The organism is Nitrincola iocasae, assembly GCF_008727795.1.
GTDB classification, from domain to species: domain Bacteria; phylum Pseudomonadota; class Gammaproteobacteria; order Pseudomonadales; family Balneatricaceae; genus Nitrincola; species Nitrincola iocasae.
The window spans coordinates 1,812,310-1,823,761 of sequence record NZ_CP044222.1 but is presented as its reverse complement, the minus strand read 5'-3'; the positions used below and the strand labels follow the sequence as shown (position 1 = coordinate 1,823,761).

Annotated in this window: 14 protein-coding genes; 6 read left to right on the top strand and 8 right to left on the bottom strand. The window is 48.5% G+C overall.

The window, feature by feature from the left end; all coding sequences use genetic code 11:
* Positions 1–73 precede the first annotated feature (73 nt).
* Positions 74–268: a hemin uptake protein HemP gene (hemP, locus tag F5I99_RS08405; protein WP_225307598.1), complete on the bottom strand. Its 195-nt coding sequence runs from the start codon at positions 266–268 to the stop codon at positions 74–76.
* 116 nt (positions 269–384) lie between these two features.
* Between hemP and bfr (F5I99_RS08400) the strand changes: the two genes are divergently transcribed.
* Positions 385–849 carry a bacterioferritin gene (bfr, locus tag F5I99_RS08400; RefSeq protein WP_151054958.1) on the top strand — a complete coding sequence of 155 codons (465 nt, stop codon included), beginning with the start codon at positions 385–387 and terminating at the stop codon, positions 847–849.
* A 25-nt stretch (positions 850–874) separates the two neighbouring features.
* Positions 875–1,342 carry a bacterioferritin gene (bfr, locus tag F5I99_RS08395; RefSeq protein ID WP_151054956.1) on the top strand — a complete coding sequence of 156 codons (468 nt, stop codon included), beginning with the start codon at positions 875–877 and terminating at the stop codon, positions 1,340–1,342.
* Between the two features lie 318 nt (positions 1,343–1,660).
* On the opposite strand, the gene F5I99_RS08390 is transcribed toward bfr (F5I99_RS08395), so the two are convergent.
* On the bottom strand, positions 1,661–1,864 hold the full coding sequence (locus F5I99_RS08390; protein WP_151054954.1) for a (2Fe-2S)-binding protein: 204 nt from the start codon (positions 1,862–1,864) through the stop codon (positions 1,661–1,663).
* Between the two features lie 218 nt (positions 1,865–2,082).
* Here F5I99_RS08390 and F5I99_RS08385 point away from each other — a divergent pair, with 218 nt between their 5' ends.
* Entirely contained in the window at positions 2,083–2,370 is a 288-nt protein-coding gene (locus tag F5I99_RS08385; protein ID WP_151054952.1) for a hypothetical protein, read from the top strand.
* Between the two features lie 18 nt (positions 2,371–2,388).
* Positions 2,389–2,553, top strand: a complete 165-nt coding sequence (locus F5I99_RS19435; RefSeq protein ID WP_191905985.1) for a hypothetical protein — start codon at positions 2,389–2,391, stop codon at positions 2,551–2,553.
* 40 nt (positions 2,554–2,593) lie between these two features.
* Here the strand turns inward: F5I99_RS19435 and mgtE are convergent, their stop codons facing one another.
* From mgtE to F5I99_RS08365, 4 genes are all read right to left on the bottom strand, one after another.
* Positions 2,594–3,952, bottom strand: a complete 1,359-nt coding sequence (gene mgtE / locus F5I99_RS08380; RefSeq protein ID WP_151054950.1) for a magnesium transporter — start codon at positions 3,950–3,952, stop codon at positions 2,594–2,596.
* A gap of 87 nt (positions 3,953–4,039) precedes the next feature.
* Positions 4,040–5,437, bottom strand: coding sequence for a cysteine--tRNA ligase (cysS, locus tag F5I99_RS08375; RefSeq protein WP_151054948.1), 1,398 nt, complete (start codon positions 5,435–5,437; stop codon positions 4,040–4,042).
* A gap of 82 nt (positions 5,438–5,519) precedes the next feature.
* Positions 5,520–6,506 (bottom strand): hypothetical protein, encoded by a 987-nt coding sequence (locus F5I99_RS08370; protein ID WP_151054946.1) that lies wholly within the window; start codon positions 6,504–6,506, stop codon positions 5,520–5,522.
* Positions 6,506–8,185, bottom strand: coding sequence for a glutamine--tRNA ligase/YqeY domain fusion protein (locus F5I99_RS08365; RefSeq protein WP_151054944.1), 1,680 nt, complete (start codon positions 8,183–8,185; stop codon positions 6,506–6,508). The genes F5I99_RS08370 and F5I99_RS08365 overlap by 1 nt, the downstream gene beginning before the upstream one ends.
* Positions 8,186–8,394: 209 nt before the next feature.
* Between F5I99_RS08365 and F5I99_RS08360 the strand changes: the two genes are divergently transcribed.
* Positions 8,395–8,904: a peptidylprolyl isomerase gene (locus F5I99_RS08360; RefSeq protein ID WP_151054942.1), complete on the top strand. Its 510-nt coding sequence runs from the start codon at positions 8,395–8,397 to the stop codon at positions 8,902–8,904.
* Between the two features lie 11 nt (positions 8,905–8,915).
* Positions 8,916–9,641: a UDP-2,3-diacylglucosamine diphosphatase gene (locus tag F5I99_RS08355; protein WP_151054940.1), complete on the top strand. Its 726-nt coding sequence runs from the start codon at positions 8,916–8,918 to the stop codon at positions 9,639–9,641.
* A gap of 19 nt (positions 9,642–9,660) precedes the next feature.
* Here F5I99_RS08355 and miaE read toward each other — a convergent pair whose 3' ends face one another.
* Together miaE and rluC are read right to left on the bottom strand one after the other, a co-directional pair.
* Complete coding sequence (gene miaE / locus F5I99_RS08350) at positions 9,661–10,269, bottom strand: tRNA-(ms[2]io[6]A)-hydroxylase (RefSeq protein WP_151054938.1); 609 nt, start codon at positions 10,267–10,269, stop codon at positions 9,661–9,663.
* Positions 10,270–10,412: 143 nt separating this feature from the next.
* Positions 10,413–11,381 carry a 23S rRNA pseudouridine(955/2504/2580) synthase RluC gene (gene rluC / locus F5I99_RS08345; RefSeq protein ID WP_151054936.1) on the bottom strand — a complete coding sequence of 323 codons (969 nt, stop codon included), beginning with the start codon at positions 11,379–11,381 and terminating at the stop codon, positions 10,413–10,415.
* Positions 11,382–11,452 lie beyond the last annotated feature (71 nt).

Genomic DNA, 11,452 nt, shown 5'->3' with positions numbered 1-11,452 from the left:
GCTGGCTGCCTGAGGGCACTGGGTGGCTGGCGTTACGCGTTTTAGTTGATTGGGAAAGTTAGTGTCAAAGCACTTACTTGGTCAGTATCAGCTTTCCATTTTTCGTCCGTGACAAACGATAGACTTCATTGTCATGAACTATCTCAAGACGTCCATTTCCTGCAAGTAATTCCTCACTGGATACTCTTTGTGAACGTCCCTGACTGCCAATGAGTGGAGCAGCCTGTTTCTGTTCAGCATTCATCTGTGCTGATGGTTGATTTTTCATATAAGCTCCTTAACACTAACGATAATTATTATCGTTACGGTTTGTGCATTTGTCAACACAGATTTGTCATTAAGTGCTATTATTTACCCGATTAAACAATTGACCGGACAGATATTATGAAAGGTGAAAAATCCGTAATACAACAGCTCAACAAGGTACTTACGTACGAGCTGACCTCAATTAACCAGTTCTTTCTGCACGCACGTATGTTTGGCAACTGGGGCTTTGCTGCACTGAATGAAAAAGCCTATAAAAAATCCATCAAAGACATGAAGCAAGCCGACAAACTCATCGAGCGCGTACTGCTTCTGGAAGGCCTCCCCAACCTGCAACACCTTGATCGGCTGCGCATTGGTGAGACACCTGCAGAGATGCTGAAAGCAGATCAGGGCTTTGTATCAGATCAGTTAATCCTGCTTAAAACAGCCATAGCGGTTTGTGAAACCGAACAGGACTACGTTAGCCGCGAACTGCTTGAAGATATTCTGGAATATGAAGAAGATTATCTGGACTGGCTGGAAACCCAGCTACAACTGATCAACAGTATCAGCATAGAAAACTACCTGCAGTCCATGACCTGAACAGCAAACCGAATGGAGAAATACTATGATAGGCAACCCTGACGTAATTGTAGCCCTGAACAAATTAATGGGTGGCGAACTCGCTGCTATGGACCAGTACTTTGTGCACTCGAAGATGTACGAAGACTGGGGACTGTCGAAACTTCACGAACGCATTGCACACGAGTTTGATGATGAAAAAGGTCATGCCAGCCTGCTGATCGACCGCATTCTTCTCCTGGGAGGCAAGCCTGACCTGTCAACTCGCGGCCCTGCCAACATAGGCTCTACCGTACCTGAAATGCTGCAATTTGATCTGGACCTGGAATATGAAGTGACCCGTCAGCTCAAATCGGCTATCGCACTGTGCGAAACCACTCAGGATTACCAAAGCCGTGACATGCTACTGACACTGCTTAAGGATACTGAAGAAGATCATGCACACTGGCTAGAGCAGCAGTTGGGGCTAATAGAAAAACTGGGGCTACAAAACTATTTGCAGTCACAAATCTGAATCTGAATCTGAAAAAATTCTGTTTTTTTCTTCAAAACAATTGCAAACGATAATGCTTTGCATTAACATGAAGATTCATTGACAGGTTGAACTCGTGCTTAACCGCACTACAGTTCATGTGCTCTCAGCACGTTAGGCCGTAACACAGGTAAACTGTGTTACGGTTTTTTTTGCCCAGCGCTAAACCAAACGAGGTCTAGCTTTGGTTTCAACAACGCCTATTTAATCAATAAAGAAGGTTTGGCAGAAAGGAAATTAAGCAGGAAGAAAAATAAGCGCTCATCCATGAGCATTCATGAGTATTATGAGGCAAGAAGACTAACAGGCGGTCGCATCTACATAGCTGCAGTTGGCATTGGATTTTGACTGCGTACGCAGCAAGTCGCGGGCCAGACAGACACACTTCCCACAACAACTACCCACCTGAAGCGAACGATTCAAATCACGAATATTTGACGCTCCACCATCAATTGCCTGGCGTACATCGCGTTCAGTTACACCATTACAGATACAAATATACATCAGCCAGCCCCCCTAATCTATTTCAATACAAATGATAACGCTTATCATAGATATTACAAGACATTTTTATCTTCCTTATTGCTCTTATTCAGGATGAACTAAACGAGCGCTATAGGTGCTTTGATATGACGTATAAAAAAATCTATAGATACTATTGATAATAGTTATCATTATGATTAATGTATTGGATATTGAACTGAAATGTCCGGGAGGATGAGATGATCGATGAACAAGCCACTGACCTGTCTGAGTACCTGTCTCAGCATCATGAGGAGTTGAATGCCTATCTTTCCGGGTTATTCGGATCAGCCAGCTTTGCTAATGAGATCACTCAGGATCTGTTGTTTTACCTCTGGAACTCACCGGTGAAGCTGTGTGTAGGCAATCCGATGGCTCAACTGCTATCCATGGCAAACCGGTTGGGGCAATACAGAAGAAGACAGCGCCTTAGCCGAAGCGTGCATATGCCAAGGCATGAGTCTGCCACTACCCCTTTGTATATTTAAGCAATAAGGATAGAGCTAATGAAAACACAACAACGCTGGTCTCAGGGCACCACAGATGATGACCTACTGACTCCGGAAACACGTTTGACTGAGTTACTCCAGCAAAGACAACATACACTGATAATTTGGGCGGGTTTATCCGGTATTGTACTGCTAGGTTCCACTATTTTGTGGCTGATTTGATCAATCAGGCTTCAGCCGATCAGGTCAACATCAGCTTAGCTCAATGCAAGATAATGAGTGTCGCCAACCCCAGGAAGGATAGGAAGCCAGCAACATCAGTGACCGTTGTTAAAATCACAGCGCCAGATAGAGCCGGATCGATTTTCAGTTTTTTCAACATCAAAGGAATAGCAATACCGGCCAGATTGGCAAGCGTCATATTGACTAGTATCGCAATTGAAATCACCAGTGAGATCTTTGGATCACCAAACCAGAGGTGAGAGATCAGACCAACGACCAAGGCCCAGATAACCCCATTGGTCAACCCTACCCATAACTCTTTATTGAATAGCCAGACCCTGTTATTACCGGCTATTTGCCCCAGCGCCATACCGCGTATGACCACCGTCAACGTCTGACTTCCGGCAATTCCGCCCATACTGGCTACAACAGGCATCAACACGGCCAAGGCGACTACCTGTTCCAGTACAGCCTCAAACTGACCAATAACGGCCGCAGCAAGAAACGCTGTAGCCAGGTTAATACCCAGCCAGATACCACGACTTTTTGCACTCTGAAGAATGGGAGAAAATAGCTCTTCTTCATCACTGACACCGGACATGTGCTTTAAAGTCATGTCGGAATCATCCTGGGTAATTTCGATAATATCGGCAATATTCAACTGCCCGACCAAAACGCCCTCAACATTGGTCACCGGTGCGAAATAAAGCTCTCTGGCTCTGAGTACTGAGGCAGCCTCACTGACTTTCATATTGTCATTCAGGGTAAAGGCCTTGTACATGAACTCATCAACCAACGCATCCTGATTCTGTTTTACCAGATCAATCAGGGTAATCGTACCCAACAGATGCTTATCCTTGTCAGTCACCATAATTTCCTGTGACTCATCATCCAGCAGCTTATGAATCCGCACAAAACGCTGCACAGCTTCCAGGCTGACCCCCTGCTTTACATTAACGGTTTCCGGGTCCATGTAGCGACCAACGGTATCTTCGTCATAGGCCTGGAGCACCTCAACCTGTGAACGGATAATCTCGTCCAGTGACTCATACACTTCCGTCTTGAGATGGTCTTCAACCACATCAAGGACTTCGGCGACTTCCTGCGCATCCAGTCCTTTAACTATCTCGGTGACATCCGCTACCGACATATCGGTCATATACTCAGTACGGATATCCTCGGCCACTTCGGCTAATACTTCACCGAGTTGACTATCTGGTACGGCCAGCCAGATCTGATGGCGCTGGTTGGCAGGAAAGGATTCCAGCCAACGAGCAAGATCGGCAGATTCCTTATCGGCCAAGGCATGATAAAGTCCTGAATGATCTTCAGCCTCAATCAATGCCTGCAAATAAACCAGCTGCTCTTCAGCTGATGAAAACTGCGCTTCTTCGTGCATGAAAACCCTCTAATTACTCAAAACCGGTTGACCTAAACCCTATCACTACTGGGATTCAGCCAGAAGCTCAGATGCCCTGCCTACACCTCAAGAGGTCGTGTCACGATACCAGCTGGTACCTTCACGACTGTCTTTCAATACCACACCCTGATCCAGAAGCTGCTGCCTGATCCGGTCAGCGCCAGCATAATCTTTGTTGTCCCTGGCCTGTTTACGTGCATCTATTAAGGTTTCGATCTCAGTTGCACTGATTTCACCGGCTTTATCTTCACCCTTGAGGAACTGGTCCGGACTCTGCTGTAATAACCCCAGCACACCCGCAAGGCGCTTAAGCTCCCCTGCCAGGTGTGGCAGTAATGGCGAGTTGTCACGCTTGGCACTATTCAGCTCATTGACCAGCTCGAATAACACCGCCAGCGCTTTGGGGGTATTAAAATCATCATCCATTGCCTCACAGAAGCGCTGCTGATACGCCGGATTAACGCCTTGGGGTTCAACAGCAAACTCAACGCCTTGCAATGCCTGGTAGAAGCGCTCCAAGGCCGAGCGCGCCTCAGTCAGACTGGATTCCGAGTAATCGATATAGCTGCGGTAGTGGGCGCTGGTAAGAAAATAGCGCACGACTTCAGGGTTATAGGCTTTCAAGACATCACGAATAGTAAAAAAATTATTCAACGACTTGGACATCTTTTCCTGATTAACTCTGACCGCACCCGCATGCATCCAGTAATTGGCATAGGTACAGTCATTGGCCGCTTCAGACTGAGCTATCTCATTTTCATGGTGTGGAAACGGCAAATCCGGACCGCCTCCATGAATATCCAGAGTGGTACCTATGCAGCAACGCGACATGGCTGAACATTCAATATGCCAGCCAGGACGACCGTCACCCCAGGCGGAGGGCCAACTGATCTCGCCAGCTTTGGCCGCTTTCCACAGCACAAAATCCAACGGGCTCTCTTTCAGCGCATCAACTTCAACACGCGCTCCGGAGCGCAACTCTTCGATCTGCTGGCCACTGAGCTTGCCATAGCCGTCAAATTTCTCGACACGGTAATACACATCACCGTTGTCAGCCCGGTAGGCAAAGCCCCTGTCGATCAGATCAGTGATAAACGCAATGATATTGTCCATATATGCAGTGACACGCGGCTCATGGTCCGGGCGCAACACCGACAGAGCCTGCTCATCTTCATGCATCGCCGCAATCATACGCTGAGTCAGATGTTCAACTGTTTCGCCATTTTCAGCGGCCCGGCGCATGATTTTATCATCTACATCGGTGATATTACGGACATAGTTGACCTCCCAGCCAGACCAGCGCAAATAACGAGTAATCACGTCAAACGATACCATTACCCGTGCATGACCTATATGACAATAATCGTAAACCGTAACACCACACACATACATGCCGATTTTTCCGGCCTGTAATGGCTCAAAGGGTATTTTGGATCGCGTCAGGGTATTGTATATCTGTAACATGCTATGCACTCTTGATCTTGAAATGTCCTCTGACTGCGGCACAGTCAGAGCAGAATTATATAGGATAAAAGTTAACCCGATGTTAATGCAGTCGGATAATGCCGAGCTGTGCCCGACCTAATTGACTGGTTTCACGCGTGACAACAAGATTGCCCTCATGCCAAAGGACGGCCTCCCACTGTCCCAGCGGATGAATCTGATGGTAGCTGGCCTGAGTCCGGTCTGGCAGATCGTTAGCAACCGGTATCAACCAGATAAACGCGGATAAATTCAAAAAACCCAACCGATAACCGATTAATGCCAGTTGCTGTGTTTGCGGATTATAATCTGCACCGGTAATCATGCCTCTAACTGGAAACTCGGTGTCACTGATAACCTGCTGAGCCTTCGCCTGCTTATCCAGTCGATACAAGCGGGTGTGCTTGTCCTGCCAGTTTTTGGTAAACAACCAGAGCTCATCACCTACCACCGTCAGCGCTTCACAGTCATTATCATGTGCGCGAAGATTACGTTCTGGCTGAGTATCGGCTAAACGGATATTAAGTCGCTGCGAAGCCACCACACCACGATCCCGGGCAACATCCAGTTCGTCCCAGGCCACTTTATAGATCTGGATCCAAATCCGGTCGCCAAAGTTATTGCCGCAATCAGCGATATAGAGGTAATCGTCATCCTGAGCCAAAGCTTCCCAGTCATGATTGTCTGATTCAAGCGGATGTACTCGGCGCTTAACTTGCTCACCCGATACGTTCAACTCAAACAACATGGCATCCTGGCCACTATCATTATGAGTCCAGAAATGTCCGTTACGGTAGGCCAGCCCCGATGTTTCATTAACATCATCCGGCAACCCGGCCAACGCCTCGACTGCTATTCGATCCGGCAACTCTGGATAGGCTTGCTTGACCACGGCATCGAACGGATCAGGCTCAGCACTTGCCTCAATCTGATCAGCAACAAGCGCATCATCTAAATCACCGGAATCAACCGGATCAGGCTTAACCGCCAGTTCTGCACAAGCCATCAAACCCAGCAGTACACCGGCAAGCAGAATCAGTCGCCAGATCATCAGCCTTTCTGAATCTTAGCCCAGGAATCACGCAAGGTAACAGTGCGATTGAACATCAGGCGCTCGGACGTTGAGGCCTTATCGACACAGAAATAGCCCAAACGCTCAAACTGTAAATTGGTTTCGGCTACTGCCTCGGCAAGTCCAGGCTCAACACGACAGTCAGTCAACACCACCAGGGACTCAGGGTTGATGCAATCCAGGAATGAGGCGTTTTTATCAGCTTCCGGGTTGGCTTCTGTAAACAGTCGATCATACAGACGCACCTCACAAGCCACCGAGTTATCGGCATTCACCCAATGAATCACACCATTAGCTTTGTAACCCTCAGGATTAGCACCTCGGGTCGCTGGATCGTAGCTGCACTTAAGCTCAATCACCTCCCCGGCGGCATCCTTAATCACTTCTTCACAACGAATCACGTAAGCACCGCGCAAGCGCACCGCTTCGCCGGCGGCCAAGCGCTTCCATTTACGCGGTGCCACCTCTTCAAAGTCTTCCTGCTCAATGAGCAAATTACGCCCAAAGCTGACTTTGCGGCTACCCATCGTGTCGTTTTTCGGGTGTGCCGGTAACTCAAACCACTCCTCGTCTCCTTCCGGAAAGTTGGTGATGGTGACTTTTAACGGCTGGGTCACACACATGGCACGCGGGGCATTGGCATCCAGATCATCACGAATGGCCGATTCCAGCATCGCCATATCCACCACGCCATTGGAACGGGTAACACCAATCATATCGCAGAAATTACGTATAGCTACCGGTGTATAACCGCGACGACGTAAACCGGAAATTGTTGGCATACGCGGATCATCCCAGCCACTGACATGCTGCTCATCAACCAGTTGCTTCAGCTTGCGCTTACTGGTGATGGTGTAATTAAGATTCAACCGGGCAAATTCATACTGGCGAGGCACCACCGGCACCGGCAGGTTGGCAATCAACCAGTCATATAATGGACGATGATCTTCAAACTCCAACGTACAGATGGAATGGGTTACACCTTCTAACGCATCAGACTGTCCATGGGCAAAATCATAGGAAGGATAAATTTTCCAGCTATCACCGCTCTGGTGATGATGCGCATGACGAATACGGTAGATCACCGGATCACGCAGATTGATATTGGCTGCCGCCATATCAATTTTAGCCCGTAAAACACAACTGCCTTCAGGCAACTCGCCGGATTTCATCTGTGCAAATAGTGCCAGGTTTTCTTCGACACTACGATCCCGATAGGGGCTATTACGCCCGGGTTCAGTCAATGTACCACGGTATTCACGCATCTGTTCTGCATTCAAGTGATCCACATAGGCTTTGCCTGCGTTGATCAGGTGTACCGCCCAGTCATGCAACTGCTGAAAATAATCCGAGGTGTAACGTATCTTGCCAGCCCACTCAAAACCCAGCCAGCGCACATCCTCAATAATTGAGTCGATATACTCCTGACTTTCCTTCTCCGGGTTAGTGTCATCAAAGCGCAGATTACACTCCCCGCCAAACTTTAATGCTGTACCAAAGTTCAGGCAGATGGATTTGGCGTGACCTATATGCAGATAACCGTTCGGTTCTGGCGGAAAACGGGTGATGACTTTGCCATCATTAAGGTTGTTCTGCAGATCCTGTTCAATAATCTGATGAATAAAATTAGTGGGCTTTACGCTGTCATGCTTGGTCATAGGGGCAACTTATACTGGCTGATGAAACGGATAGCAGTTCGGCTATCACTGACATTAACCGCCTATTATAAACTGACTGCGGCAGGTAAAGCACGGCCCAGTACGGGTGATTACTATATTAAAACTGACGAAAATTGCTTTAGTTAAGATGCAGCAAAGGCAGACTTGCGTATAATAACGGCCTTATTCAGCACAGCAGGATTTACATAATGATTATTTTGCACACTAACCACGGCGACATCACCCTTGAACTGAATTATGAAAAAGCGCCTAAAACAGCCGCTAATTTTGAAGCCTATGTAAAAGATGGTTTTTATGATGGCGTCATTTTTCATCGTGTCATCGATGGTTTTATGATCCAGGGCGGTGGTTTTGAACCAGACATGCTGCAAAAAGACACCAAAGACAGCATCGAAAATGAAGCTGATAACGGCCTGACTAATGATACCGGTACGATCGCCATGGCCCGCACCATGGATCCTCACTCAGCATCTGCACAGTTCTTTATCAACCTGTCAGACAACAGCTTCCTTAACCACACTGCCAAAACCTCTCAGGGTTGGGGTTATGCGGTGTTTGGCAAAGTTACCGAGGGCATGGAAGTAGTCAATAAAATCAAACAGGTAAAGACCACTTCTCGCGCGGGGCATCAAGATGTGCCAGTTGAAGATGTTATCATCGTCTCCGCTGAGATCGTGGACGTCTCCGACGCTGAATAACCAATCAATTTATGTCGCTGATACTGATCTCTGATATTCACTTGCAGCCTGGCCGACCGGATTTGTCGGCCGGGTTAAGTCGCTTCCTCGACAACCTCGATCGCGATTGTCAGCAACTGTATCTGCTGGGTGATCTGTTTGAGTACTGGATAGGTGATGATGCCCCTCTGCCTGGAGCTGAGCAGCTGGCAGAGCAACTGCATGGTTTAAGTGATCGTGGTATACAGCTGTTTTTCCAGGCCGGTAACCGGGATTTTCTGGTGGGCCAGCAATGGCTCAAACAGGCGGGCACGCAACTGCTACCGGAAGCCTTCAAGCTACGCTTTCCTGACGGCGTGATGACGCTACTGATGCATGGCGACCAGCTCTGCACCGATGACACGGCCTATCAGGCGTTTCGTCAACAGGTTAGAGACCCGGACTGGCAACAGGCCTTTTTACACAAATCCGTTGATGAACGTATTGCCATTGCCGAGCAACTACGGACGGAAAGTAAAAAACAGGGCGCTGCAAAAACTGATGCGATCATGGATGTCAGTCCCGCTACGGTACAACAGGTCATGGAAAAAGCTGCTGTCAGCCGCCTGATCCACGGCCACACCCACCGCCCGGCAGTTCATCAACTGGAGCTCACCAGTGGAATGGCCGAGCGCATGGTTCTCGGTGACTGGGGTAAGAAAGGCTGGTATATCAAGGCCGATACCACCGGCACCCGACTGCTCTCCTTCGCTATCTGATCCAGTTTATTGGGTGTATCTATACAGGGGTGCCGCTATGAAAGCGGAACTCCTCATCCTCTGCTTCGATCAATTCTCGCTCAACTTCACAGAAGAAATCGATGCGCCCGTCAATCGGTTCACCTGCATACTCACGCGCCAGGTGCAGATAGTCCTGATAATGTCGTGATTCGGACTTCAACAATGAACGATAGAATTTTGCCAATTGTTCATCCAGAAACGGTGCCAGCTTGGCAAAACGCTCACAGGAGCGCGCTTCTATCAAAGCACCGATGATCAACACATCAATCAGCCGCCCCGGCTCCGAGGTTCTGACGTGCTTTCTTAGACCTGCCGCATAGCGTGATGAGGATAAATGATCATATACCATCCCCCGCTCCTGCATGATCGCCAGCACCTGCTCAAAATGAATCAACTCCTCGCGAGCCAGTCTGGACATTTTATTCAGCAGATCAGGGCGATCTACGTAGCGGAACATCAGGGTCATGGCAGTTGACGCTGCTTTCTTTTCGCAGTGGGCATGATCGGTCAGTAGCAAGCAAAGATTTTCAGGCTTAACTGCTTCATCTATCCAACGATCAGGGGTTACACAGGGAAGGAACTGGTGAATTTCATCAAGTGCGGTCATTGTAATCCCGTGGTTGGCATTTCCGAAAGGCGGCTATTATAACCTTGCGGAAATACGCAATCCAACCAGGAGACCAAATTAACCTTGTTTTTTGCAAGACATATAGTCATAGCTACCCACACGACTTTGAGTGCCCCCAATACTTAAGCTGTTGCATTAACCAGTGTATCGATTGCCTGAGCCATTTCCGCATCATAATCCGCCTGAACCCTCAACAACTCACCATCGGGTAAAGTCAGCCTGAGTTCTGCGGCATGCAACATCAACCGTTTCAGCCCCATTGAGCGCATTTGGGCATTGGCTGTATCCACACCGTATTTCGCATCGCCAATAATAGGAAAACCGCTAAACTGGCTATGCACCCGAATCTGATGAGTACGACCGGTTAAAGGACAGGCCTCAACCAGGGTAGCCAGGTCACCAAAACGGCGCAAAACCTGGAAATCGGTAATTGACTCTTTACCTTCTGGCTGCACCCGCACAATCCGCTCACCGGACTTCAATTCATCCCGCAACAAGGGTGCATTAATGCGCTGGCGTCGGTTAGGCCACTTACCACTAACCAGCGCGTGATAGACTTTATGAATACGTTTTTCACGCAACCCCTCATGCAGGTAACGCAACATGCTGCGTTTTTTTGCCACCATAATGCAGCCAGAGGTATCTCTGTCCAGCCGATGCACCAGCTCAAGAAAGCGCGCCTGGGGACGTATCTGCCGCAACGCTTCGATCAAACCATTATTGATACCACTGCCCCCATGCACAGCCAACCCGGAGGGCTTGTTCATAACAATCAGTGCATCAGTTTCATAAAGCACCGCCGACTCAAGATGTTCGGCCAGGCTGCGACCCACAGGCACAGGCTCATTCTGCTCCGGAATTCGGATAGGTGGAATACGCAACTCATCACCAGCCTTGAGCTTATAATCTGGCTTGACGCGTTTCTTGTTTACCCGGATTTCACCCTTACGCAAGATTCTGTATAACAGCGTCTTGGGCACGCCTTTGAGTTCCGTGCGTAAAAAATTATCGATGCGCTGTCCGTCTCTGTCATCTGCAACTGTAATGAAGCGTACACTTGGGCGCGGGGCTTGATCTTTGCTATCTGGCATATCCTGATTCGATCTCACTGATTGATGCAATGTTGCTTTACTGATATATTCTACCGATGCTGCTGGCCGTT